Annotated in this window: 24 protein-coding genes; 14 read left to right on the forward strand and 10 right to left on the reverse strand. The window is 67.1% G+C overall.

Features of this window, described 5'->3' with window-relative positions; genetic code table 11:
* The first annotated feature begins 67 nt into the window (after positions 1 to 67).
* The 8 genes from J4O73_RS10440 to J4O73_RS10475 are packed head-to-tail and all read left to right on the forward strand — an operon-like array spanning position 68 to position 7532.
* Positions 68 to 1189, forward strand: a complete 1122-nt coding sequence (locus tag J4O73_RS10440) for an aminotransferase class I/II-fold pyridoxal phosphate-dependent enzyme (RefSeq protein ID WP_426217048.1) — start codon at positions 68 to 70, stop codon at positions 1187 to 1189.
* A gap of 59 nt (positions 1190 to 1248) precedes the next feature.
* A complete protein-coding gene (locus tag J4O73_RS10445) occupies positions 1249 to 1758 on the forward strand; it encodes an OsmC family protein (RefSeq protein WP_426217050.1) in 510 nt (169 codons plus the stop codon).
* 46 nt (positions 1759 to 1804) lie between these two features.
* Entirely contained in the window at positions 1805 to 4261 is a 2457-nt protein-coding gene (gene hrpB, locus J4O73_RS10450; RefSeq protein WP_426217051.1) for an ATP-dependent helicase HrpB, read from the forward strand.
* Between the two features lie 24 nt (positions 4262 to 4285).
* Positions 4286 to 4705, forward strand: a complete 420-nt coding sequence (locus J4O73_RS10455; protein ID WP_426217053.1) for a PaaI family thioesterase — start codon at positions 4286 to 4288, stop codon at positions 4703 to 4705.
* A gap of 49 nt (positions 4706 to 4754) precedes the next feature.
* Complete coding sequence (locus J4O73_RS10460) at positions 4755 to 5336, forward strand: DUF1285 domain-containing protein (protein ID WP_426217055.1); 582 nt, start codon at positions 4755 to 4757, stop codon at positions 5334 to 5336.
* The gene (locus J4O73_RS10465; RefSeq protein WP_426217057.1) at positions 5333 to 5992 is read left to right on the forward strand and encodes a CoA pyrophosphatase; all 660 of its coding nucleotides are present in this window, start codon (positions 5333 to 5335) and stop codon (positions 5990 to 5992) included. Before J4O73_RS10460 ends, J4O73_RS10465 begins: the two co-directional genes overlap by 4 nt.
* 47 nt (positions 5993 to 6039) lie before the next feature.
* A complete protein-coding gene (locus J4O73_RS10470; RefSeq protein ID WP_426217059.1) occupies positions 6040 to 6297 on the forward strand; it encodes a DUF6111 family protein in 258 nt (85 codons plus the stop codon).
* Positions 6294 to 7532, forward strand: coding sequence for a CCA tRNA nucleotidyltransferase (locus J4O73_RS10475; protein WP_426217061.1), 1239 nt, complete (start codon positions 6294 to 6296; stop codon positions 7530 to 7532). The genes J4O73_RS10470 and J4O73_RS10475 overlap by 4 nt, the downstream gene beginning before the upstream one ends.
* Before the next feature lie 81 nt (positions 7533 to 7613).
* On the opposite strand, the gene J4O73_RS10480 is transcribed toward J4O73_RS10475, so the two are convergent.
* The 7 genes from J4O73_RS10480 to J4O73_RS10510 form a co-directional block, all read right to left on the reverse strand.
* On the reverse strand, positions 7614 to 8015 hold the full coding sequence (locus J4O73_RS10480) for a F0F1 ATP synthase subunit epsilon (RefSeq protein ID WP_426217062.1): 402 nt from the start codon (positions 8013 to 8015) through the stop codon (positions 7614 to 7616).
* 82 nt (positions 8016 to 8097) lie between these two features.
* Entirely contained in the window at positions 8098 to 9555 is a 1458-nt protein-coding gene (atpD, locus tag J4O73_RS10485; RefSeq protein WP_426217064.1) for a F0F1 ATP synthase subunit beta, read from the reverse strand.
* A gap of 42 nt (positions 9556 to 9597) precedes the next feature.
* On the reverse strand, positions 9598 to 10488 hold the full coding sequence (locus J4O73_RS10490; RefSeq protein WP_426217066.1) for a F0F1 ATP synthase subunit gamma: 891 nt from the start codon (positions 10486 to 10488) through the stop codon (positions 9598 to 9600).
* Positions 10489 to 10616: 128 nt separating this feature from the next.
* Positions 10617 to 12149, reverse strand: coding sequence for a F0F1 ATP synthase subunit alpha (gene atpA / locus J4O73_RS10495; RefSeq protein ID WP_426217067.1), 1533 nt, complete (start codon positions 12147 to 12149; stop codon positions 10617 to 10619).
* Between the two features lie 54 nt (positions 12150 to 12203).
* Entirely contained in the window at positions 12204 to 12776 is a 573-nt protein-coding gene (locus J4O73_RS10500) for a F0F1 ATP synthase subunit delta (protein WP_426217069.1), read from the reverse strand.
* 236 nt (positions 12777 to 13012) lie between these two features.
* Positions 13013 to 13696, reverse strand: coding sequence for a DsbA family protein (locus J4O73_RS10505; RefSeq protein WP_426217071.1), 684 nt, complete (start codon positions 13694 to 13696; stop codon positions 13013 to 13015).
* Positions 13697 to 13749: 53 nt separating this feature from the next.
* The gene (locus tag J4O73_RS10510; protein ID WP_426217072.1) at positions 13750 to 14376 is read right to left on the reverse strand and encodes a 2-hydroxychromene-2-carboxylate isomerase; all 627 of its coding nucleotides are present in this window, start codon (positions 14374 to 14376) and stop codon (positions 13750 to 13752) included.
* A 198-nt stretch (positions 14377 to 14574) separates the two neighbouring features.
* Here J4O73_RS10510 and J4O73_RS10515 point away from each other — a divergent pair, with 198 nt between their 5' ends.
* Complete coding sequence (locus J4O73_RS10515; protein ID WP_426217074.1) at positions 14575 to 15813, forward strand: argininosuccinate synthase; 1239 nt, start codon at positions 14575 to 14577, stop codon at positions 15811 to 15813.
* Here the strand turns inward: J4O73_RS10515 and mtgA are convergent, their stop codons facing one another.
* A complete protein-coding gene (gene mtgA, locus J4O73_RS10520) occupies positions 15814 to 16578 on the reverse strand; it encodes a monofunctional biosynthetic peptidoglycan transglycosylase (RefSeq protein ID WP_426217710.1) in 765 nt (254 codons plus the stop codon). It abuts the gene before it with no gap.
* Between the two features lie 42 nt (positions 16579 to 16620).
* Between mtgA and J4O73_RS10525 the strand changes: the two genes are divergently transcribed.
* A complete protein-coding gene (locus tag J4O73_RS10525) occupies positions 16621 to 17592 on the forward strand; it encodes a polyprenyl synthetase family protein (RefSeq protein ID WP_426217076.1) in 972 nt (323 codons plus the stop codon).
* A 118-nt stretch (positions 17593 to 17710) separates the two neighbouring features.
* Here the strand turns inward: J4O73_RS10525 and J4O73_RS10530 are convergent, their stop codons facing one another.
* The gene (locus tag J4O73_RS10530) at positions 17711 to 18463 is read right to left on the reverse strand and encodes an SDR family oxidoreductase (protein ID WP_426217078.1); all 753 of its coding nucleotides are present in this window, start codon (positions 18461 to 18463) and stop codon (positions 17711 to 17713) included.
* Between the two features lie 143 nt (positions 18464 to 18606).
* On the opposite strand from J4O73_RS10530, the gene J4O73_RS10535 reads away from it, so the two are divergent.
* From J4O73_RS10535 to mutS, 3 genes are all read left to right on the forward strand, one after another.
* Complete coding sequence (locus tag J4O73_RS10535) at positions 18607 to 19506, forward strand: alpha/beta fold hydrolase (RefSeq protein WP_426217080.1); 900 nt, start codon at positions 18607 to 18609, stop codon at positions 19504 to 19506.
* Between the two features lie 129 nt (positions 19507 to 19635).
* Positions 19636 to 19929 (forward strand): hypothetical protein, encoded by a 294-nt coding sequence (locus J4O73_RS10540; RefSeq protein WP_426217712.1) that lies wholly within the window; start codon positions 19636 to 19638, stop codon positions 19927 to 19929.
* 106 nt (positions 19930 to 20035) lie between these two features.
* Entirely contained in the window at positions 20036 to 22768 is a 2733-nt protein-coding gene (gene mutS / locus J4O73_RS10545) for a DNA mismatch repair protein MutS (protein ID WP_426217082.1), read from the forward strand.
* Between the two features lie 2 nt (positions 22769 to 22770).
* Here mutS and J4O73_RS10550 read toward each other — a convergent pair whose 3' ends face one another.
* Positions 22771 to 23769: a PAS domain-containing protein gene (locus tag J4O73_RS10550; protein WP_426217714.1), complete on the reverse strand. Its 999-nt coding sequence runs from the start codon at positions 23767 to 23769 to the stop codon at positions 22771 to 22773.
* A gap of 198 nt (positions 23770 to 23967) precedes the next feature.
* Between J4O73_RS10550 and J4O73_RS10555 the strand changes: the two genes are divergently transcribed.
* The gene (locus J4O73_RS10555; protein ID WP_426217084.1) at positions 23968 to 25350 is read left to right on the forward strand and encodes an AmpG family muropeptide MFS transporter; all 1383 of its coding nucleotides are present in this window, start codon (positions 23968 to 23970) and stop codon (positions 25348 to 25350) included.
* Positions 25351 to 25370 lie beyond the last annotated feature (20 nt).

The following is a 25370-nucleotide window of genomic DNA, read 5'->3' on the forward strand; positions in this document are numbered from 1 at the left end:
GCGGCGCCCTGGTCAACCGCAGGCGCATCCCCTTGACGGCCTGTCGCGCCCCTGGCTTCTCGCCGCCATGAACAGCCTGGATGCCTTCGCGGAGCAAAAGCTCGCGGCCCTCGAAGCCGGCGCCCTGCGTCGGCGGCTCACAACCACCGGACGCGGGCCGGATTCTGCTGCGACCCGCGGCGGGCGGACAATGGTCTCGTTCTCGTGCAACGATTACCTCGGCCTGTCGCAACATCCGCGCGTCATCGCGGCGGCGCAGGCAGCGGTGGCCGCCCATGGCGCGGGCGCGGGCGGCTCTCGCCTCGTGACGGGCAACCACGCGATTCTCGGCGAACTCGAAGCGCGGCTTGCGGCCCACAAGGGCAAGGAAGCGGCCATGGTGTTCGGCAGCGGCTACCTCGCCAATCTCGGCATCACGCCCGCTCTGGCCGGTTCCGGCGATCTCGTCCTGCTCGATGAACTATCCCACGCCTGCATGTGGGCGGGGGCGCGGCTCTCCGGCGCCCGCGTGCTCACCTTCCGCCACAACGATATGGACGATCTGCGCTCCGTCCTCGCGGCCAACCGTGCGGGGCACGGGCGGGCGCTCCTCCTCACCGAACGCATCTTCTCGATGGACGGAGATCGCGCGCCGATGGACGACATCCTGTCCATCGCCGGGGATTTCGATGCCTGGACGCTGGTCGATGACGCCCACGGCCTCGGCGTCGTCGAGGACGGGCCGCGCGCGCCCCTCGAGATGGGCACGCTGTCGAAGTCCCTGGGCTCCTATGGCGGCTATCTCTGCGCCTCTCGCGCGGTGATCGATCTGCTGACCAGCCGCGCGCGCAGCTTCATCTACACGACGGGCCTGCCCCCGGCCTCGGCGGCTGCCGCCCTCGAAGCGCTGGTGATTCTCGAAGAGGAGCCGGACCGCTGCGCCCGGCCGCTCGCCCTGGCCCGGCGCTTCACCGCCCGATTGGGATTGCCCGCGGCCGAGAGCGCCGTGGTGCCGGTGCTGGTGGGTGAGGCGCAGCAGGCGCTCGACCTTTCGACAAAGCTCGAAGCCGAGGGCTTCCTCGTCGTGGCGATCCGCCCGCCGACGGTGCCTGCCGGAACCGCGCGCCTGCGCGTCGCCTTCTCGGCGGCTCACAGCGAATCGCAGGTCGATGCCCTGTCCGAGGCGGTGGCACGCCTCACCGCCGGTTGAGCCCGGCGGCGCGAGAGGTTAGGCCCAGCCACAACAACAAAACGGAGGACAGGACGATCATGGACGCCACCACCCTGCGCAGCCTTCAGGCCCCGCTGAAGGACCAGTATCGCAACGCGCCCGACTCGGCCGTCATCACCCTGAAGGCGAACGGCACGCTCGATGACAGCAAGATCGCCTGCAAGGTCGAAACCGGCCGCGCCCTGGCCGTGGCGGGCCTCCATCCCGCGACCGGCGGCTCCGGCGCCGAACTCTGCTCCGGCGACATGCTGCTCGAAGCCCTCGTCGCCTGTGCGGGCGTCACGGTGAAGGCCGTGGCCACCGCCCTCGAAATTCCGCTTCGCTCCGGGACCGTATCGGCGGAAGGCGATCTCGATTTCCGCGGTACGCTTGGCGTCGACAAGGAGGCCCCAGTCGGCTTCCGTGATATCCGCCTGTCGTTCAAGCTCGATACCGACGCGTCCGAGGAGAAGCTGGCCCAGCTTCTGAAGCTCACCGAGCGGTATTGCGTGGTGTTCCAGACGCTCAATCACAAGCCGGCCCTCTCGGTCGCGCTGACCACGGCGTAAGCACACCGGTTGCGTCATCGCCGCCGCCGCGCCATCAGCGGCGGTGATGGCCGCCGATCCCCATGCCAGCCTCCCGATCGAGGCGGCGCTTCCCGAACTTCGCCGGGCGCTCGAAGCCCGCAACGCCGCTGTGCTCGTCGCACCGCCCGGCGCGGGTAAGACGACCCGCGTCCCCCTGGACTTGCTGGCCGCGCCTTGGCTCGGCGATGGTAAGGTCATTCTACTGGAGCCCCGCCGCCTCGCGGCCCGTGCCGCCGCCGCGCGGATGGCACGCACCCTGGGCGAAGAGGTCGGCGGAACGGTCGGGCTTCGGGTGCGACTCGGGTCGAAGATCTCCGCGCGGACCCGGATCGAGGTCGTCACCGAGGGCGTGTTCACACGCATGATCCTCGATGATCCCGAACTCACCGGCATCGGCGCCGTGCTGTTCGATGAGTTTCACGAGCGCTCCCTCGATGCCGATCTGGGGCTTGCACTCGCCCTCGACGCGCAGGGCGGCCTGCGGGAGGACCTTCGTATCCTCGTCATGTCCGCGACCCTCGACGGAGCGCGGGTGGCCGGCCTGCTCGGCGATGCGCCGATCGTCACCTCGGAGGGGCGCGCCTTTCCGGTGGAGACGCGCCACCTCGACCGCGATCCGAATAGGCGCATCGAGGACAGCGTCACCGAAGCCGTGTTGCGCGCCCTTCGCGCCGATCCCGGCTCCGTGCTGGTCTTCCTACCGGGGCAGGCCGAGATCCGCCGCACCGCCGAGGCGCTGGCTCAAAAGGTCGGGCCGGACGTGATCCTCGCCCCCCTCTATGGCGCGCTCACCCCCGCCGAGCAGGACCGGGCGGTGAGCCCGCCGCCGCCGGGGCAGCGCAAGGTCGTGCTCGCGACCTCCATTGCCGAAACCTCGCTCACCATCGAAGGTGTGCGCATCGTGGTCGATCCCGGGCTCGCGCGGGTGCCGGTCTACGAGCCCGGCCTCGGCCTCACGCGGCTTGTGACGGCGCGGGCGTCGAAGGCGGCGGTGGATCAGCGCAGGGGCCGCGCGGGGCGCACGGAGCCCGGTATCTGCTGGCGTCTGTGGCCGGAGGCGGCGACTGGGGCGCTCGACGCCTTTGCCCGTCCCGAGATCCTGTCGAGCGACCTCGCCGGGCTGCTGCTGGACTGTGCCGCTTGGGGCGTCACCGATCCGCGCACGCTTGCCTTTCTCGATCCGCCCCCGGCCCCGGCGCTCGCCGAGGCACGCGCAATGCTGGAAGGGCTCGGCGCCCTGGACAAAGAGGGGCGTCTGACCGACACGGGCCGCCGTCTGCGTGCCCTGCCGCTGCCCCCGCGGCTCGCGCGCATGGTGGCGAGCGCCGCCCTCGACGGGCGCGGCCATGCAGCGACCAATCTTGCCGCCGTCTTGGTAGAGCGCGGCCTCGGTGGGGATGGCGTCGATCTCGATGAGCGCGTCGACCGTTTCAGCCGTGATCGGGGTGGACGCGCTGCCGACATGCGGCGCCTCGCCGAGAATTGGGCGCGCATCGCGGGCGCTTCGGGCCCGGCCGATCCCTCACCCGCTGGCCCCCTCCTGGCGCTCGCCTTCCCGGATCGCGTCGCCCGCGCCCGGGGGAAGGAGGGCGAGTTCGTGATGGCCAGCGGCCGGGCCGGGCGGCTCGACGCCGCGAGCCCCCTTGCGCGGGAGACCTTCATCGTCATCGCGGACCTCGCGGGCAGCGCCGCGAATGCGCGCATCCTTGCGGCTGCCGCCATCGGCCCGGAGACGATCGAGGCTCTGTTCGCCGATCGCATCGAATCCGTCACGCAGGTCACCTTCGATCCGCAGGCGGCTGCCCTCCGCGCCCGTGCCGTGCGCCGCCTGGGATCCGTGAATCTCGGTGAGAAGACGTTGCCCGTACCGGGCGACGAGCGATCCGCCGCGATCCTGGCCGAGGGCATCGCCAAGCTCGGCCTGGACCGGCTCCCCTGGACGCCCGCCATCGCCCAGTGGCGCGCCCGCGTGAATTTCCTCCGTGCCGCCGAGGGTGAGCCCTGGCCGGATCTGTCCGATGCCACGCTTGCAGCGAACGCGGCCGAGTGGCTCGCTCCGTCGATCCAGGGCCGAACCAGCCTTGCCGCGATCACGGCCGACGATCTCGCCAACGCCCTCCATGCGCTTTTGCCGTGGGAGATGCGCGCGCGACTCGATAAGGCCGCGCCGACCCATGTCGAGGTCCCGACAGGCTCGCGTATCCCGGTCGATTACGCCGCCGAGGAACCCGCCCTGTCGGTGCGGGTGCAGGAACTGTTCGGCCTCGACAACCATCCAAGCGCGGGCGGTCGGCCCCTCGTGCTGCACCTGCTCTCGCCCGCCCAGCGGCCGATTCAGATCACCCGCGATCTGCCGGGCTTCTGGCGCGGCTCCTGGGCCGCCGTGCGCGCCGAGATGCGGGGGCGCTATCCCCGCCATCCCTGGCCGGACGATCCCCTGGCCGAGGCGCCGACCCGCCGGGCCAAGCCCCGCGGCACCTGACCTCGAAATGGACGTTTGCCCCCTATGACGCCTGAAGCAGAGCACGTCGAACCCCCGAGCGCCGAGTGGCTCCCCATCGAGGATGAGGGCTTCATTGCCCTGGTCGGCCCGCTCTATGCCCGGGGCAGCGTCTACGGCTTCCGTGCCACGCAGAAACACGCCAACCTCATCCGCGTCGTGCACGGCGGCATGCTGATGAGTTTCGCCGACCGCGCCATGGGCGTCGCAGCCATGGCGGCGGCCGATGGAGCGAATTGCGTCACGATCCAGCTCGAAATGAAGTTTCTCGACGCGGGCCGGATCGGTGATTGGCTGACGTGTGAACCCTTCCTGATGAAGCGTACCGGGTCCCTGGTCTTTCTGCGCGGCGAGGTTCGCGATGGCGAGCGCCTCGTCGCCACGGCAGACGGGGTCTGGAAGATCCTGAAAGGCCGCAAGGGTTGATCCGCCAATGCCCATGGCTGAGGCGGCGGGGCGGCGCTATCTTCCAACCATGAGCGACGACGCCACCGATCCGGCCCTGAGCCGCCTGAGCGCGGCCCTCGGCGCCCTGCCGAAACGGGGCCTCCCGCCGGTCGAGGCCTGGAACCCGCCCTATTGCGGTGAGATCGATATCCGCATCGCTGCCGATGGCACGTGGCACCATAACGGCTCACCGATCCGTCGCGAGAAGCTGGTCCGCCTGTTCTCGACCATCCTGCGGCGCGAGCCGGATGGGCGGACGGTGCTCGTCACCCCGGCGGAATGCGTCGGCATCACGGTGGAGGACGCGCCGTTCCGCGCGGTCGAGATGGCCGTCGAGGGGGAGGGCGCGAGCAGGACGATCGCCTTCCGTACCAATGTCGATGATCTCGTGAGCGTTGATGCCGAGCACGGCCTGCGCTTCGAGCAGGATCCGCAGGGTGGTCTGAAGCCCTATCTCCATGTCCGGCGGGGCCTGTGGGCCTTGGTGACGCGATCCCTGACCTATGAACTCGTGGACCTCGCGGAGGAACGCGAGATCGACGGGGAAACCTGGCTCGGGATCGAGGCGGGCGGGATCTTCCACACGATCGCCCCGGCTCCCGAAGCGTGAGCCCATCGCTCGCCGATTTCCTCGCTCGTGCCGAGGCGGGTCTGTCACGCCATCCGCCCGGGCCGGACGATCCGACCTCGAACCCGCGCGGCGACCACAGCATCGATCCTGACGGGACGGCGGTGATCCCGCCTCCGCCCCATCGGCGCGCCGCCGTGCTCTTGCCGGTTCTCCACCGGCCGGATGGTCCTGCCTTGGTGCTGACACAGCGCGCGACGGGGCTGCGCGACCATTCCGGACAGGTTGCCCTGCCGGGCGGTAAGATCGATCCGTCCGATCCTGGTCCCGCCGAGGCGGCTTTACGCGAAGCGCAGGAGGAGATTGCCTTGCCGCCGCACGAGGTGCGGGTGCTCGGCTATCTCGACCCCTATCTTTCGGGCACGGGCTTCCTCGTGACCCCCGTGATCGGCTTGGCCGAGCCCACCGCTCCGTTTCAGCCGAATCCCGCCGAGGTGGCGGAAGTGTTCGAGGTGCCTCTCGCCTTCCTGATGGACCGGAAGCGCTACGCCCTCCGCGCACGCGAGTGGCAGGGGCGGTTGCGCTACTTCTACGCGATGCATTTCGGTGAGCGGCTGATCTGGGGCGTGACCGCCGGAATCCTGAACAATCTGCGCGAACGGCTCTATCCGGACGACAGCGCGGACGCGACGCGCTAGTCTGACGGACGCCAGCCTCCGCGTCTCGTCCTCAAGCCGGCATCATCATGCTTCGCCGCTTTATCGAAGAGTTCGGCCTCTTCCTGATTCCCTTCGGCCTGTTCCTCGTGTTGCTCGTCGTCACGGGACGCAATCCTTTCCAGCTCCACCACTGGAGCAAGCAGGGCTTCAGACTCGTGCTCGCCGGACTGTTCGTGGTCATCATTTCCCTTGTGTACGAGGGCCTCTTCTCGGAGCGCCGTTCCACGGGCTACGTTCCTCCGCACATGGAAAACGGGCGCCTCGTGCCAGGGCAGTTCCGGTGAGCCACCAGCTCGACAGGGCTGGCCCGGCGGCGCTTCTCGCCCGCCCCGGCGTGCGCGCGACCTTCGCGGCGCTGTCTGCTCCAGGGGAGGAGACGCGCCTCGTCGGCGGCTGTGTGCGCGATGCGCTGCTGGGCCATTCCGCGGCGGATATCGACCTCGCCACGACGCTTCGCCCCGCAGCGGTCATGGAACGGGCAAGGGCGGCAGGCCTGAAAGCCGTGCCGACTGGCATCGAGCATGGCACCATTACCGTGGTGACGCCGCAGGAGCCGCTGGAAGTCACGACGCTGCGTGAGGATGTCGAGACGGATGGCCGCCATGCCGTGGTGCGGTTCGGGGGTGATTTCGCCCAGGATGCGGCCCGGCGCGACTTTACGATCAACGCTCTCTCTGTCGGGGCCGATGGCATCGTGCACGACACGGTTGGGGGCGTGGACGATCTTCAGGCGGGCCATGTCCGCTTCATCGGTGAGGCCGCGGCCCGCATCCGCGAGGATGCCCTGCGCATCCTTCGATTCTTCCGGTTCCACGCGCGCTTTGCCTCGGGCGAGCCGGATGCGGAAGCGCTCACCGCCTGCATCGCCGCGCGCGACGCCCTCGACGGCCTGTCCCGCGAGCGGGTGCGCAGCGAACTTCTGAAGCTTTTGCTGGCACCGGGCTGCGTGCCGGTGGCCGCTCTCCTCTCATCGATCGGGTTGCTTCAACGGATCGGCGGCGGCGTGCCCGAACTCGGACGCCTCGCCCGGAGCGCGGAAGCTGGGCAGGACGCTGCCATGCGGCTCGCGGCCCTTTGCGTCCACGCTGCTCACGATGAGCCTCGCCTGCGTCAGGACTTGCGCCTCGCCAATGCCGAGGCCGCACAACTCGCGACTTATGCCCGCCTGCTCGCGGCCCTGCACGATCGGGAGCGCATCGGTCGCGGGGATATCAGGGCACTCGCGGCCCTGCACGGTGGGGCGATGGTCGCGCAAAGCCTCGCAATCCTAGCGGGAGAGCCTCGACCGCTGCTGGCCGACGAAGCTCAGATGGAGGCCGACCGTCTGGCGAGTGGGGACAACGATCCGCTCTTTCCCCTTGCAGGCAGCGATCTCATCGACGCTGGCCTGACGCCCGGTCGCCATATCGGTCAGGGGCTAGCGGTAGCGAAGGCCGAATGGCTTGCTCTCGGCTGCCCGATGGATGAGGTCTCGCGCAACGACCTTCTGGCGAAAGCCATTGCCGCCGCAATTGGATAGCGCGACGACCCATCCTGAAAACGAAAACGTCCCCGCACCTTTCGGACGGGGACGCTGTGTCATCGAATGATGCTGTGAAGCTTAGAGCTTCAACAGTTCCTTGGTCTCACGCAACTGCACGATCTGAGCGTTGAGCTCCTCGCGCTTCTGCGGATCCTCGGCCATGTCGTACTGTAGCTGAATCGCTTCGATGTCGCGGTCGAGCGAGGCGGAGTTCAGCTCCTCGATCGGGGCTGCGCGCTCGGCCAGGACGGTGACGCCGTTCGGACCGATATCGGCGAAGCCACCGCGGACATAGATGCGCTTGCCCGCACCGGCGCTCTCGGTGACGACGATGACGCCGACGCGCAGCGACGTGACGACCGGGGCGTGGCCCGCCATCACAGTCATCTCGCCCTCGATACCGGGCAACTGAACGGCGTTCACCTCGCCGGAATACAGCGTCCGCTCGGGGCCGACGAAATCGAAATGGAAGGTGGCCATCGTCTCAGAATTCCCGCCTCAAGCTCTCTTCCCGAAGGGAAGTATGGCCCCTCCCCGGCAAGGGGAGGGGGCTATAGCCGGCTTACGCCGCCTTGAGCTTCTTGGCCTTCTCCTGGGCCTCCTCGATGGTGCCGACCATGTAGAAGGCCGCCTCGGGGAGGTCGTCGTAGTCGCCGTTCACGAGGCCCTTGAAGCCCTTGATCGTGTCTTCGAGAGCGACCTGCTTACCCGGCGAGCCGGTGAACACCTCGGCCACCGAGAAGGGCTGCGAGAAGAAGCGCTCGATCTTGCGGGCGCGGGTCACGGTGAGCTTATCCTCTTCGGACAGCTCGTCCATGCCCAGGATCGCGATGATGTCCTGCAGGGCCTTGTAGCGCTGCAGGGTCTGCTGAACGCGGCGGGCCACGTCGTAATGCTCTTCGCCGAGGATGGTCGGCGACAGCATGCGCGAGGTGGAGTCGAGCGGATCCACGGCCGGGTAGATGCCCTTCTCGGCGATGGAGCGGGACAGCACCGTCGTGGCGTCGAGGTGGGCGAACGAGGCGGCTGGCGCCGGGTCGGTCAGATCGTCGGCCGGCACGTAGACGGCCTGCACCGAGGTGATCGAACCCTTGTTCGTCGTGGTGATGCGCTCCTGCAGGGCGCCCATGTCGGTGGCCAGCGTCGGCTGGTAACCCACGGCCGAGGGGATACGGCCGAGAAGCGCCGACACCTCGGAGCCCGCCTGGGTGAAGCGGAAGATATTGTCCACGAAGAACAGCACGTCCTGGCCCTCATCGCGGAACTGCTCCGCGATGGTCAGGCCGGTCAGGGCCACGCGGGAGCGGGCGCCGGGGGACTCGTTCATCTGGCCATAGACCAGCGCGCACTTCGAACCCTCGGCCGAACCGCCGTTCTCCTTCGGGTTCTTGTTCACGTTGGACTCGATCATCTCGTGATAGAGATCGTTGCCCTCACGGGTACGCTCACCCACGCCGGCGAACACCGAGTAACCGGAGTGCACCTTCGCGATGTTGTTGATCAGTTCCATGATCAGAACGGTCTTGCCGACGCCGGCGCCGCCGAACAGGCCGATCTTACCGCCCTTCGCGTAGGGAGCGAGCAGGTCCACCACCTTGATGCCGGTGACGAGGATCTGCGCCTCGGTCGACTGCTCGGCGTAAGAGGGAGCCGGCTGGTGGATGGCGCGGTAGGTGTCCGTGACGACCGGACCGAGCTCGTCGATCGGCTCGCCGATGACGTTCATGATGCGGCCGAGGGTGTTCATGCCCACCGGAACCTTGATCGGCTCGCCGGTGTCGGTGCACTCCTGCCCGCGGGTCAGGCCCTCGGACGTGTCCATGGCGATGCAGCGGACGGTGTTCTCACCGAGCTGCTGGGCGACCTCGAGGACGAGGCGGGCGCCGTTGTTCTTGGTCTCCAGAGCGTTCAGGATCTCGGGCAGGTGGCCCTCGAACTGCACGTCGACCACGGGGCCGATGACCTGGGTGATCTTGCCGCTCTTGTTGGAGCCGGTGCCGGGGAGCGCGGTGTTCGCCATTGTCTGCCTACCCTTCAATCTGTGCGGACGGTGCTGATACCCTTAAAGGGCCTCGGCGCCGGAGATGATTTCGATGAGCTCCTTGGTGATCATCGCCTGACGGGTCCGGTTGTAGACCAGCGTCTGCTTCTTGATCATCTCGCCCGCGTTGCGCGTGGCGGAATCCATCGCGCTCATGCGCGCGCCCTGCTCGGAAGCGGCGTTCTCTAGAAGCGCCCGGTACACCTGCACCGCGAGGTTCTGCGGCAGCAGGGTCTCGAGGATCGCCTCCTCGGAGGGCTCGAACTCGAGCGAGGCCTCGCCGCCGGGCTTGGCCGTGCTGTCGGCCTTAGCCGGAAGCTCCGCCGGGATGAGACGCTGCGCAGTCGGAACCTGCGAGATCACCGAGCGGAACTCGGAGAAGAACAGCGTCGCCACATCGAACTCGCCCGCATCGAAGCGCGCGACGATCTTCTGGGCGATCTCTGTCGCGAAGGCGTAATCCACCGGCTTGTTGCCGCGGATGTCCATGTTCTCAACGATCTGATCGCGGTACTGACGGCGGAGAAGGTCGTAACCCTTCTTACCCACGGTCATGAACTTGACCGTCTTACCGGCGGCCTGAAGCTTCGTGACATGCTCACGAAGGGCCATGCGGACGATCGAGGAGTTGAACGCGCCGCAGAGGCCACGATCGCCGGTGCAGATCACCAGCAGGTGAACCTGCTCCGAGCCTGTGCCGGACAGCAGCTTCGGGGCGCCAGCGCCGCCGACCATGCTGCCCGCGAGATTCGCCAGCACGCCCGCCATCTTCTCAGCGAAGGGCCGGCCCGCTTCAGCGGCCATCTGGGCGCGGCGCAGCTTGGCTGCGGCGACCATCTGCATGGCCTTGGTGATCTTCTGCGTCGCCTTCACCGAGGTGATGCGGTTCCGCAGGTCCTTCAAGCTCGCCATCGAGTGAGGTCCAGGTCCGTTCCTAGGGGCCTCTCCTCCCGCGGATCGAGAGGAGGCGGATGGTGCTCGCCCGATTCAGGCAAGCGCAAGCCTGATCCCGGGCGGTCCCGGGATCAGGGGGGCTCGGTTTAGGCGACGGCCTTGGCCACGCCCTCGACGACGCCCTTCAGCTTGCCGGCGTTCTCGTCCGACAGGTCCTTCGAGGCGGCGATCGAGTCGAGCAGGTCCTTGTGCTTGCTGCGCAGGGTGGCGAGGAGCTGGTCCTCGAACGGACGGACCTTCGCGAGCGGGAGCTTGTCGAGGTAACCGTTCACGCCGGCGTAGATCACCGCGACCTGCTCTTCCATCTTCAGCGGCGAGAACTGCGGCTGCTTCAGGAGCTCGGTGAGGCGCGAGCCACGGTTCAGCAGTTGCTGGGTCGAGGCGTCGAGATCCGAGCCGAACTGAGCGAAGGCCGCCATCTCGCGGTACTGCGCCAGCTCACCCTTGATCTTGCCGGCGACCTTTTTCATCGCCTTGGTCTGGGCCGAGGAGCCCACGCGCGACACCGAGAGGCCGACGTTCACCGCCGGGCGGATGCCCTGGTAGAACAGGTCGGTCTCAAGGAAGATCTGGCCGTCGGTGATCGAAATCACGTTGGTCGGGATGTAAGCCGAAACGTCGTTCGCCTGAGTCTCGATGACCGGCAGGGCGGTCAGAGAGCCATTGCCAGCCGCGTCGCCCATCTTGGCGGCGCGCTCCAGCAGGCGGCTGTGGAGGTAGAACACGTCGCCCGGGTAAGCCTCGCGGCCCGGCGGGCGGCGCAGCAGCAGGGACATCTGGCGGTAGGCGACGGCCTGCTTGGACAGATCGTCGTACACGATCACGGCGTGCATGCCGTTGTCGCGGAAGTACTCACCCATGGCGCAGCCGGCGAACGGCGCGATGAACTGCATCGGCGCGGCGTCGGAGGCGGTAGCGGCGATGACGATCGAGTACTCCAGCGCGCCCTGGTCCTCGAGGACCTTCACGAACTGGGCAACGGTCGAACGCTTCTGGCCGATGGCGACGTAGATGCAGAAGAGCTTGGCCTTCTCATCGCCGCCGGCGGCATGCCCGGGCTTCTGGTTGAGGATCGTGTCGAGCGCGATGGCGGTCTTGCCCGTCTGGCGATCGCCGATGATCAACTCGCGCTGGCCGCGGCCGACCGGGATCAGGGCGTCGATGGCCTTCAGGCCCGTGGCCATCGGCTCGTGCACCGACTTGCGCGGGATGATGCCCGGGGCCTTCACGTCGACGCGGCGGCGCTCGGTCGACTGGATCGGGCCCTTGCCGTCGATCGGGTTGCCGAGAGCGTCGACCACGCGGCCGAGCAGACCCTTGCCGACCGGCACGTCCACGATGGCGCCCGTGCGCTTGACGGTCTGGCCTTCCTTGATCTCACGGTCTGAGCCGAAGATCACGATGCCGACGTTGTCCTGCTCGAGGTTCAGGGCCATGCCGCGCACGCCCGACTCGAACTCGACCATCTCACCGGCCTGGACGTTGTCGAGGCCGTAGGCGCGGGCGATGCCGTCACCAACGGAAAGAACCTGACCGACCTCGGAGACCTCGGCCTCTTCGCCGAAGTTCTTGATCTGGTCCTTGAGGATCGCGGAGATCTCGGCGGCGCGGGTGTCCATGGGTGCCCCTGTGGCGTTAGCGTCTGGTCGAATTGCGGATCGCGGAGTGGCGCCTTAGCGCGCAGCCCTCATCGCGAGGCGGATACCGTTGAGCTTGGTCTTGAGCGAGGCGTCGACCATGCGGGAGCCCATCTTCACGACGAGGCCGCCGATCAGGCTCGGATCGACCACGAGGTCGATGTCGACATCCGCCTTCGCGATGTCCTTCAGCGACGCCTTGATCTCCTCGATCAGCGCATCGGAAGGCTTCTCGGCCACCCGCACCTCGGCGCGGACGATGCCCTTCGATTCCTGCACGAGGGCGCGGAAGGCCGCGATCATGCCCGGAAGAGCGAACAGGCGGCGGTTCGACGCCGAGAGACGGATGAAATTGGCGGCCAAGCCGGTGATGCCGGCCTTCTCGAGGATGGCGCCGACGGCGGCTTCCTGCTCCTCGGCGCTGAAGACCGGGCTGCGCACGAGGCGGCGCAGGTCAGCGCTCTCCTTCAGCAGCCCGTCGAATTGATTGAGGCCCTCGGCCACGGAGTCGAGCTGGCGCTCGTCCCGCGCGAGCTCGAAAAGAGCGGAAGCGTACCGGCCCGCCACGCCTGCGATCAGGGGACCAGCCTCGGAACCGTTCTGCGCCACCCGTCGCTCTCTTCTCTCGTTGCCCGCCGGTCAGGTCTTTGGAACCCGCCCGTGCGCTGCGCAAGGCCTTTCGGCCCTGGGCAAAGGTTTTTGGATCGCGCCGGGGTCGGGCAAGGCAGTTGCCGCCCCGTCCGGCGCGGCGACCGCCTAGCATGGCTGGACCGATGGGCGCAAGGCGACGTGACGTGCTGCTCGACAGGGCGGCAGAAGTGTGACGCCACCCGCTTCGTGCTTTTTCAACACGTCAAGCGATCGCAGCGGCGCATACTGCCGATCATCTTGGCCATGGACTTTGCGCCGGGATGGCCGAGAATTCCCGCATTGCCGAGTACGTAGGACGGCGTGGCATAGAGACCGAGGTCGGCCGCCATCCGCATATGGCTCTTCAGGGCCAACCTGACCTCGTCGCTGTCGGCGATCTGCTCGATCTCGTCCTGGGGCACCCCCAGGGCGGTCGCGGCGGTCAATGCGCCGGGGCCATCGATACGGCCGGGCTTCGACAGAAGGGTGCGGTAAAAGCCGAAGGCCGCCGCAGAGCCGAGCTTGCGCTGGACGGCGAGCATCACCTTTGCGGCCTGGGCCGATTCCGGCGAGAGGATGGGGTTTTGGACCAGGCCGATGCGCAGGGTCGCGTCCGACTCGTGCAGGGCTACGACGTCGGCGGCGGCCTTCCGGCACCAGGGACAGTTAAAGTCGAAGAACTCGTAGAGAACCGTCTCGCCATCCTTCGGCCCGGCATAAGTAACGCCGCGCAGAGCCGGAATTTGGCCGGTGATCTCGCCGGGAAGGACGGAATTCGCTACCGCCTTGCCGTCATCGCCGGTCACGGCGACACGTTGGCCATAGGATTGCGCGACGGCCGGGCCCGCGAAAGCGAGACCGGCAGAGGCCGCGAGGAGGCGGCGGCGGGACAGCATCATGGGGGAAACCGTGCGGCGTCAGATGGCGCTTTTATGGCCGCCCCCGGTTGTCGTCACCTTAAGCCCGGGGGCCGGTCTCCGCTCGCCCAAGCGAGGGCCTGTTCCAGCCGGTCGTTGCCCCAGAACAATTCGCCATCATCCGTGAGGAAAGTCGGCGCGCCGTAGATGCCGCGAGACCGCGCCTCCTCGACGGCGACCCGAAGCTTTGTCTTGTTGGCGTCCGACGCGGCGGCTTTCAGCACCTGCGTCCCATCGAGCCCGAGCGAATCGAGGATGGCGACGACCGCCGACGGCTCCGAGATGGAGCGCCCCTGCGAGAAGCTTGCCGAAAAAACCGCCTTGGAGAACGGCACGAGCCACTCCTGATCCTGTCCGAACAGCGCGACCCGAACGGCATTCAGGCTGTTCTGCGGAAAGGGATCGGGCTTGGTGATCGGTGGCAGGCCGTAACTCGCGGCCTGCCGTTCGAGATCACGCCACATGTTGCGACCCTTGGTCGGAAACAGGTTGAACGGCGAGGTCGTCCAGCCCTGCGAGGCGAAGAGCGGGCCGACGAGGAAGGGCCGCCAGCGTACGCTCACCCCCGCCGCCTCGGCCGCCGCCTCGATGCGGTGCGCCGCGAGGTGCGAATAGGTCGAGGCAAATTCGTACCAGAACTCCAAGGTGGGCTGGCGCGCCATCTGTTCGGCCTCTCGGTAATCGTCTCACAGGTTCGGTCTGGCCAAGTTGGGCCGCCGACGCCAGGGCTAAAGGCGTCCGACCTGTCGATTCGGGCCCATCCTCACAGGGGCATACGCTCAAGGCGGCATGCCGGTTGCAGGTCCGTGTTGCCCGCGATAAGCCGCCGCGTTCCAGGCCCTCCCGTTACCGGACGTCGCATGACCGATCTCGCCAAGTCCCCCGTGAAGAAGGTCGTGCTCGCCTATTCCGGCGGCCTCGACACCTCCATCATCCTGAAATGGCTCCAAACCACCTATGGCTGCGAAGTGGTGACGTTCACCGCCGATCTCGGCCAGGGTGAGGAGCTGGAGCCCGCGCGGCGCAAGGCAGAACTCCTCGGCATCAAGCCGGAGAACATCTTCATCGAGGATCTGCGCGAGGAGTTCGTTCGCGATTACGTGTTCCCGATGTTCCGGGCGAACGCCGTTTACGAGGGCGTGTACCTGCTGGGTACATCCATCGCACGCCCGCTCATCGCCAAGAAGCAAATCGAGATCGCCGAGCGCGTGGGCGCGGACGCCGTGTGCCACGGTGCTACCGGCAAGGGGAACGATCAGGTCCGATTCGAGCTCGGCTACTATGCCCTGAAGCCGGATGTGACCGTCATCGCCCCCTGGCGTGAATGGGATCTGCGCTCGCGCGAGCAGCTGATCGCTTTCGCCGAACAGCACCAGATCCCGATCGCCAAGGACAAGCGCGGCGAGAGCCCGTTCTCGGTGGACGCCAACCTGCTGCACGCCTCCTCCGAGGGGAAGGTGCTGGAGGATCCGGCGGTCGAAGTGCCGGATTACGTCTACTCGCGCACACTCTCGCCGGAAGAGGCGCCCGATCAGCCGACGGTCATCACCATCGGCTTCGAGCGTGGCGACGCGGTGTCGATCGATGGCGAGGCGCTGTCACCGGCAAGCCTGCTGGCGAAGCTCAACGAGCTTGGCCGGGCCAACGGCATCGGTCGCCTCGATCTCGTCGAGAATCGCTTCGTCGGCATGAAGAGCCGCGGCATGTACGAGACGCCCGGCGGCACGATCCTGCTCCCGGCGCACCGGGCGATCGAATCGATCACGCTGGATCGCGGAGCCGCCCATTTGAAGGACCAGCTGATGCCGCAATATGCGGAGCTGATCTACAACGGCTTCTGGTTCTCGCCGGAGCGAGAGATGCTTCAGGCGCTGATCGACAGGAGCCAGGAAAAGGTCACCGGCACCGTTCGTCTCAAGCTGTTCAAGGGCGGCGTCCACGTCATCGGCCGCGAGAGCCCGAATTCGCTCTACGATCAGGACCTCGTGACCTTCGAGGAAGGCGCTGTCGCCTACGATCACCGCGATGCGGCGGGCTTCATCAAGCTCAATGCCCTGCGGCTGCGCACCCTCGCCCAGCGCAAGAAGCGCGAAGGCTGATCATCGCCTCAGGCAGGCGGCTAAGCCCTCCGTCCGCCCCATCATCCCCTGGATCTGCGCCGCTCGGCGGCGCACTCCGGGGGAGGGGCGGCCGGCATTTCGGATGATGGGATTGGGTAGGACGGCGGCGAGCAACGCCGCCTCGGAGCGCGTCAGATCGGCGGCGTCCTTGCGGAACCAGTGGCGGCTCGCCGCCTGGGCCCCGTAGATACCCTCGCCCCATTCGGCGACATTGAGGTAGATCTCCATCATACGGCGCTTGCCCCACAGCGTGTCGAGCGCGAGCGCCAGGGGGATCTCGATCGCCTTTCGGATGTAGGACCGTCCAGGCCACAGGAAGACGTTCTTCACCGTTTGCATGGCGATGGTCGATGCACCGCGCGAGGGCGAATCCTCATCCTCCACCACGTCGCGCAGGGCGCCGAAATCGACACCGTGGTCGAGGCAGAAGCGCTGATCTTCCGAGGTCAGAACCGCGAGTTGCAACGCCGGGGAGATCCGCGACAGGGGGACGGCCTGACGATCAACCGGTTGCAGCGTCAACCATCGGCCCAGCATCAGAGTCGACGGCGGCGTCACTGCGCTATAGACGAGCGCCAACGTGAGCAGAATGACGACAATTACCGCGGGAACGAGCAGAATCAGCCCGACCGCCCGCCGAAACGGCGCCGACCGTCGGGTCCGGCTCGCCGGTCGCGGCTGTGTGAGCCGTCCCGAATGCCCCTCGTCGGCTTCGGCTCTGATGTCATCCTCTCTCACGCCGATGCTCAACTTACCCCGCACGGCCAGATCCGGACGCAGCGCCCGATGAACCTGAACTCCTCAACGCAGTCGGAAGCCAGTCCGGTCAAGACGAACTCTTCCGCGTATGACTTTTCCCACAGGCTCGCGCAGGTTGCGCAACAGGTCGAAGACTTCCTTGTGGAGCGCCTCGGCGAGCGAACCGGCCCCGGCGAGATCACGCGCCCTCCACGCTTGATGGAGGCGATGCGCCACGCGGTGCTCGGAGGCGGCAAGCGCCTGAGGCCCTTCCTCGCCATCGAAACGGCGAAGATGCTCGGCGGCGCCGAGGCGGCGGCCCTCGCGGCGGGCGCGGGTGTCGAGCTCGTCCATTGCTACTCGCTCGTCCACGACGATCTTCCGGCTATGGACAACGACGACATGCGCCGCGGCAAGCCGACGGTGCACAAGGCCTATGACGAGGCCACCGCGATCCTGGTGGGCGACGCTCTTCAGACGCTGGCCTTCGAGGTGGTCGCCGACCCGACTTGGCAGCCGGATCCGGCGATCCGCGCCGATCTCGTGCTTGGGCTCGCTCGCTCCTCCGGCCTTGGCGGAATGGTTGGCGGCCAGCTTCTCGATCTCACCGCCGAAGGCCGGTTCGGTGCGGTAGATCTCGGGGTCGACGACACCCTTCGCATGCAGGCGATGAAGACCGGCGCCATTCTCGCCTTTTCGGTGGAAGCCGGTGCCCTCGTCGGCGGGGCCGATAAGGACCAGCGGGCCGCGCTTCTGCGTTACGGCCATGCGCTCGGCCAAGCCTTCCAGATCGCCGACGACATCCTCGACCGCGAGGCCTCCCCGGAAGCGATGGGCAAGGCCACCGGCAAGGACAAGGACGCGGGCAAGGCGACTCTGGTCGACCGCCTCGGTCTCGATGGCGCCCGCGCCGAATGCGACCGCCTGGTCGCCGAGTGCGAGGATGCCGTCTCGCAATGGGGTGAGGGTGCCCGCATCCTGCGCGATGCGGCGCGGTTCACGGTTGCGCGCAAGACTTGAGAAGACTCAGAGATCTTGCCGCCGTCTTTTCAAGGAAAGCGGAGCAAGTGAGGGAGGCGCGCCTTTTGAAAGTGCGCCTTCGCTCTCGCTCACTACCCGGGATCGCGGCGACAAGAGACTAGCCCCGCCCGACGAACGGCATCTTCGTAGCCATGACGGTCATGAACTGCACGTTCGCCTCGATCGGCAGGTTTGCCATCATCAAGATGGCTTCGCCGACATGGAGCGGGTCCATCACTGCCTCGGCGCGGATGCTTCCGTCGGCCTGGGGCACACCCTCCTTCATCCGGCCGCCCATCGGCGTGTCGGCATTGCCGATATCGATCTGGCCGCAGGCGATGTCGTAGGCGCGACCGTCGAGGGAGGTCGACTTGGTGATGCCGGTCACCGCGTGCTTCGTGGCCGTGTAGGCGATCGAGTTCGGGCGCGGCGCATGCGCTGAAATCGACCCGTTGTTGATGATGCGACCGCCACGCGGATTCTGGTCGCGCATGACGCGGAAGGCGTGCTGCGTACACAGGAAGATTGCGGTCAGGTTCGTGTCCACGACCTGACGCCACGTCTCCAAGGGCAGATCCTCCAGCGGCACGGCTGGGGCGCCGATCCCGGCATTGTTGAACAGCATGTCGAGGCGGCCGAATGTTTTCACGGTCGTGTCGAACAGCGCGCGGATCGATTCGGGATCGGTCACGTCGGTCGGCACGACGAGGGTGTTGTCCGCGCCGATCACCGACGCAACCTCGTCCAGCAATTCGCGACGTCGGCCGGAAAGCACGACCTTCCAACCCGCGCCCGCAAGCGCCACGGCCGCGGCTTTCCCGACCCCGGTCCCGGCGCCGGTGACGATCGCGATTTTGCCCGTCCCGCTCATGATGTCCTCCCTGATCTCTTTGGTGACAGGCTGTAGTGCGAGCCTTGCGCGGCATGCAATCGGCCGTGTCCCAGAGACCGGCGCGAATGCCCGTGATTGTCGCAATGGGAACGCTCATAGCGGCATGGGCGTCGAAAGGAGTGATGCCGCACGCTTCGTCCCCCTCTCCCGAGATTGCCTTCCGCCGCATCGCTCTCGGCGACGTCACGCTTCATGTCGCCGAGGCTGGCCCCGCGAACGGGCCGGTCGTGATTCTGCTTCACGGCTTCCCGGAGAGTTGGGTGGGCTGGAAGAAACAGATCGGTCCGCTGACCAAAGCGGGTTTCCGGGTGATCGTGCCCGATCAACGGGGCTACGGGCTGAGCGACAAGCCTACGGGCATCGAGCCCTATCATCTCGACCGTCTGGCCGAAGATGTCGTCGCCCTCGGACGGGCTTGTGGCGCCGAGCGATTTCATCTCGCAGGGCACGATTGGGGCGGCCTCGTCGCGTGGTGGGTCGCAAGCCTCTACCCGGACCACGTCGCCCGTCTTGCAATCCTCAACGCTCCGCATCCGGGCATCGTGCGTGATTATATCCGGCGGCATCCCGGGCAGTGGCTGCGAAGCCTGTATGTCGGCTTCTTCCAGATGCGAGGCTTCGCCGAACGCTGGCTCGTGGCCGACAACGCGAAGGCGCTACGCCGGGCGCTCGTACAGACCAGCAAGCCGGGCACATTCACAAAAGCCGAACTCGACGCCTACGCGCGGGACTGGACACGGCCACGTGCGATGACGGCCATGCTGGCGTGGTACCGCGCGCTGGTCAGGCTTCCCCGGCGCGATCCGGATCGCGTAATAACGCCGACGCTGATTCTCTGGGGGCGCCGCGATCACGCCCTTCAGCCCGGTCTGGCGGAAGCGAGTCTTCGTGTCTGCGACCGTGGCCGGATCCACTGGTTTCCCGACACCACGCATTGGATTCAGCACGAAGAATTCGAAGCTGTCTCGATCGCGCTTGCCGCTTTCTTCAAGGGCGAGGATCTCGGGTCGAGGTCGGGATAGGCTTTTTCGCGCTTAATCCCTGCCTAAGTATACGAACATCATATTTCTTTTTGCTCGCAGAGACGGAACTTCCAGCGATCCCGAGCTCTTACGCCGCCGCCAGACATTCTCGTCCGGAGGACCACCGTGATTTCTCTTCGTACCTCTCTCGCCGCCGGGCTCGTGCTTGGTGCGCTCTTCGCCGGATCGGCTCAGGCCGCCCCGGTTCCGGTCCAGACGGGCCTCACCCAGGACGGGCTCGTGGAGCAGGCTGCGATGCATCGTCATCACCGCCACCATATGCACCGCCACCACTCGACCCGGCACCAGCGCCGGATGCGCCGCATGAACACCATGCGCCATGGTGATCCGAACGCCCGCAACCCGCAGCAGCCCGGCTACAAGCAGCAGCTCGGCAACACCACGGGTGGCCCGCGCTACTGAGTTTTTCGTGAGACGGGCCCGGCGCCGATGGTGCCGGGCCACGACGTCCCCAGCCAAGCGCGGCGTCGGGACTGATTCGAAGCCGACGCTCTGTTAGAAGCGCGGCATGGGCCGCTCATCTCGTCTCCCTCAAGTTCCGCAGGAAACGGGCGGTCTCGACCCGGTCGGCGCCACGCCGATGATGGCGCAGTACATCGAGATCAAAGCGGCCAATCCGGATTGCCTGCTGTTCTACCGGATGGGCGACTTCTACGAGCTGTTCTTCGCCGATGCGGAGATCGCATCGCGGGCGCTTGGCATCGTCCTCACCAAGCGCGGCAAGCATGCGGGGTCGGAGATCCCGATGTGCGGCGTGCCGGTCGAGCGGGCGGACGATTATCTCAGCCGCCTGATCGCCCTCGGCCACCGGGTCGCCGTGTGCGAGCAGACCGAGGATCCCGCGGAGGCCAAGAAGCGCGGCCCAAAATCGGTCGTGAAGCGAGAGGTGGTCCGCCTTGTCACGCCCGGCACCATCACCGAAGACCGGCTACTCGATCCCGCGAGCGCCAACCTGCTCATGGCCATCGGCCGACAAAAGGCGTCCGAAAGCGGATTCGTCTACGGGCTGGCAGCCATCGATATCTCGACCGGCCGTTTCTCCCTGAGCGAGGTTCCCGCAGGCGAGCTCTCTGGCGCCATCGCGCGTCACGATCCCCGCGAGATCGTATTGTCGGAAGCGATCCACGCCGACCCGGCCCTGGCCCGTTTGTGGCAGGATACGCGGGCAGCCATCGTCCCGCTGGCGCAGGCGGAACTCGAACCGGCGGCGGCCGAGCGGCGCATCCGCGAACAATACGGCGTCTCGACGCTCGACGGATTCGGCCGGTTCACCCGCGCGGAAATCGCAGCGGCGGGAACGGGGCTGCTCTACATCGCCCGGACGCAGCTCGCTGCCCGCGCGCCGCTCGCGGTGCCGAGTCGTGAGGAAACCGGCGCGACCCTCGCCATCGACGCCGCGACCCGCGCCAACCTCGAACTGACCCGCACCCTTTCGGGCGAGCGGACGGGCAGCCTGCTCGCCACCATCGACCGGACGGTCACGGCGAATGGCGCGCGGCTTCTCGCGGAGCACCTCGCCGGGCCGCTTACCGACCTTGGCCGCATCGTGCGGCGGCAGGAGGCGGTCGCGCGGCTCGTGGAGGACCCGGCTCTCCGGCAATCTTGCCGCGAAGCCCTGGCTTCGGCGCCCGATCTACCGCGTGCCCTGTCGCGCATCGGCCTCGGACGCGCCGGGCCGCGTGATCTCGCCGCGATCCGCGACAGCCTCGCGGCGGCTTCGACCATCGCCGAGACCTTGCGTGCCACGACCGGACTTCCGGCGGCCCTGGTGGAGATCGGTCGTGCCCTATCGGGGGTCGATCCCGAACTCGCACGGACCTTGAGCGCCGCGCTTGCCGACGAACTCCCCCTGTCGCGCCGCGATGGCGGTTTCGTCAGGCCGGGCTTTCTTGCGGAGATCGATGAGGCGCGTCTGCTCGGGCAGGATTCGCGCAAGGTCGTGGCGGCGCTACAGGCTCGTTACGCCGAGGAGACCGGCTGCCGAACCCTTCGGATCAAGCACAATAACCTCCTCGGCTATTTCATCGAGGTGCCCCAATCCGTTGGTGAGGCTTGCCTGAAGGGGCTCCAGAAGGAGTTCGTGCACCGGCAGACGATGGTGGACGCCATGCGCTTCACCAGTGTCGAACTCGGCGAGTTGGAGCGTAAGATCTCCGGTGCCGCCGACCGGGCGCTCGCCCTAGAAAGCGAGGTGTTCGACGATCTCTCGGGCGCCGTCGTCTCGGCGTTGGCGAGCCTCGGCGCGGTGGCGGAGGCGCTGGCCTCCCTCGACGTGGCGCAGAGCCACGCGGCCATGGCTTTGGAAAACGATTGGCGGCGACCGATCGTGGACGAGTCCTTGAGCTTCGCCATTTCCGGCGGACGCCATCCGGTCGTGGAGGCTGCCCTTCGCCGCACAGGCGAGCCGTTCATCGCGAATGATTGCGACCTGTCGGGCGAGGGAAGGGGCCGCATCCGGCTGATCACTGGGCCCAACATGGGCGGCAAGTCGACCTTCCTGCGCCAGAACGCGCTGATCGTCGTGCTGGCGCAGATGGGGGCCTTCGTGCCGGCAGCCTCGGCGCAGATCGGCCGGGTCGACCGGCTGTTCTCCCGCGTCGGCGCGGCGGACGACCTCGCGCGGGGTCAATCGACCTTCATGGTCGAGATGGTCGAGACCGCCGCGATCCTGAACCAGGCGACCCGGCGATCCCTGGTTATCCTCGATGAGATCGGGCGCGGCACGGCGACGTTCGATGGGCTTTCGATCGCCTGGGCGTGCCTCGAACATCTGCACGAAGCCAATGCCTGCCGAGCTTTGTTCGCGACGCACTTCCACGAATTGACCGCGCTCGGCGACCGGCTGGCGCGGATCGACAACGCGACCCTCAAGGTCGCGGAACATCGGGGCGGGGTGGTGTTCTTGCACGAGGTCGTGCCCGGCATCGCCGAGCGCAGCTATGGCCTTCAGGTGGCCCGCCTTGCCGGATTACCGGCGAGCGTCGTGTCGCGCGCGGGCGCCATCCTGAAGAGTCTGGAGAAGTCGCAGGGCGGGCGCTCCGCCCGGGCACGGATCGATGACCTGCCGCTCTTCGCAACCCTCTCGCCGCCACCCCCACCCGAACCCGCGCCTGAACCGGTCGAGGATTCCGTCGCGCTGCTGCTCGACAGCATCGACCCGGATTCACTCACCCCGCGCGAAGCGCTGGAGGCTCTGTACCGGCTGAAGCGAGAGCGGGCCGAACGGCTCGTCTCGGGCTGATCTCAGCCCTCGCGGAGGGGGATGGCGATCTCAACCCGCGTGCCGCTGCCCATGGGCAACCAGCGGACGACACCGCGCAATTGCCGGGATACCATCTCGACGAGGCTGCGGCCGAAGCCGGTCTCATCCCGGGATGTGACGTCGAAGCCGATGCCGTCGTCGCTGATCGCGATCGAAAGGCCCCCTTCGCCGCGCTTGGCGAAGATCGAGATCCGGCCGTGTCGTCCGCCGGGGAAGGCGTGGCGAAGGGCGTTGGCCACGAGTTCGTGCAGCATCAACGCGAGCGGTGCCGCCATGGAGGCGGGGAGCGTGACGGAATCGACGTCGCTATCGATGCGCACACGGTCATCGGCCATGCCGGCTTCGAATTCCGACACGAGTTCGCTGACGAATTCGGTCAGTTCGAAATGGCTGCCGTCCTCGCCCGCGCAGAGCAGGCGATGGGCAACGGAAAGCGCTCCGATGCGCTCGGCCATGCCCTCCAGGGCTTCGCGGGTCTCCCCCCCGACCGTACGGCGGGCCTTCAGCAGAAGCAGCGAGGAGATGACCTGAAGATTGTTCTTCGCCCGATGGTCGATCTCGTGGATCATCGCCGTCTTGCGGTCGAGCGCGGTTCCTAGCGCGATGGTGCGCTCGGCATTCGTGTGCGCCAGAGTCGTATCGACTTGGGCGCCGACGAAGAACGCCAAGCCCTGCTCGTCGTTCACAGGCGTGAGGGTGAAGGAATTCCAGAACCGCGTACCGTCCTTGCGATAGTTCAAAAGCTCGACGGACACGGCGCGGCCCGCTGCGATGGCCTGGCGGATTTCCGCGACGCTGGTGCGATCGGTCTCCGGCCCCTGAAGGAAGCGGCAATTACGGCCAACGACCTCTTCGGCGAGATAGCCGGTCTGGCGCAGGAACGCATCGTTTGCCCAAAGGATCGGATGGTCGGGTGCACGCGCATCGGCAACCAGCATCGGCGAAGGCGACGCCGCGAATGCCGCGGAAAGGTTCACGATGGGAGCACCGCCCTCAGACCCGTTACTCAACGCCTCATCCACTTCGCCCCATCACCCGGTGATGCCGCTCCGAAGTAAAAGGCCCGTTAAGCAGGCGTTGACCATGATGGCGCGGCCAGCCTTCCGGCGAAATTCGCTCGGCGCAACGTCGCCACGATTTTGCCTGATAAGAGCGAGCAGGTCGAGGAGTTCCAGCGAATGCCCGTTGCCGCTCACAAGCAAACGCGCCGCTTTCGGCTGCGCGACATCGTTGAGGACAAGCGCATCCTGCTAATGCTGGCGCTCGGCTTCTCGTCGGGCCTGCCTCTTCTGCTGGTGCTCAGCACGTTCACCCTGCGTCTGGCCTTCTCCGACATCGATGTGAAGACCATCGGCCTCTTCAGCTACGTTGCATTGCCCTATTCGCTGAAGTTCCTGTGGGCCCCCATGATCGACCGGACCGATGTTCCGGTTCTAGCGCGCTATCTCGGCCGCCGCCGCGCCTGGATGGTGGCGACGCAGATCGCAACCGCGCTCAGCCTGTTCGTGATGGCCTTCGCGGACCCGAAGACCGACCTCGCCCTCCTCGGCCTCGGCGCCTTTCTCGTCTCCTTCTGCGCGGCGAGCCAGGACGTCGTGATCGACGGCTGGCGCATCGATGCGGCGGGCAGCGACATGCAGGGCATTCTCGCCGCCACCTCCAATCTCGGTTACCGGCTCGGCCTCATTACCGCCGGGGCGGGGGCGCTGTTCATTGCCGCCTCGGGAGGCTGGCAGGTTGCCTACCTGACCATGGCTGGCCTGATGCTGGTCGGGCTGACTGCGGCGCTGCTGGCCCCGCCCTACGATCGCAAGGTTTCCGTCGCCGCCAATGAGCCGAAGCCCGTCTCGCGTCTCTGGTCGGCCCGCCGTGCCCTCGTGGAGCCCCTGTCCGAGCTTCACGGCCGCTTCGGCCTATCGCTCTATGCCATCCTGCTCCTCGTCGCCCTGTTCCGGCTGCCGGACTTCCTCTCGGGCGTCATGGCAAGCCCGCTCTACCGGCACCTCGGCTTCGACCTGAAGGAGATCGCCACTGTCACGAAGCTCTACGGCGTCTGGGTTGGGATCGCGGGTGGTTTCGTCGGTGGCTGGGCGCTGTCGCGGCTCGGCCTGTTCCCGACGCTGCTGCTCGGCGGGTTCCTGGCAGCTGCCTCGCATCTCTCCTTCGCATGGCTTTCGGCGGGCGCGCCGGAGATCTGGCGGTTGATCGTAGCGATCTCGGTCGAGAACTTCTGCGGATCCTTCGCGGGGATCGTTCTTATCGCCTACATGTCGAGCCTGACGAGCCCGGCCTATGCGGCCACGCAATATGCCCTTTTCTCGTCCCTCTATGCCCTGCCGGGCAAGCTCATCGCGGGGGCCTCGGGCTTCATCGTCGCGGCCATCGGCTATCCGGCCTTCTTCGTCTTCACCTCGCTGATCGGGATTCCGGTGCTGGCCCTGTGCGTCGCGGTCGGACGCCGCACGGGCCCGAAAGAGCCAGAGGCGGAAGGGAACCCGCATGGTGTCTCCCCGCTTCCATCCCCCGCGGGGCCGCAGGCCGGTGAGCCGAAGACCGCATAGGCGCGTTAACAAGGGACGTT

It is taken from the genome of Methylobacterium sp. NFXW15, from assembly GCF_049887755.1.
Classification (GTDB): Bacteria; Pseudomonadota; Alphaproteobacteria; order Rhizobiales; family Beijerinckiaceae; genus Methylobacterium.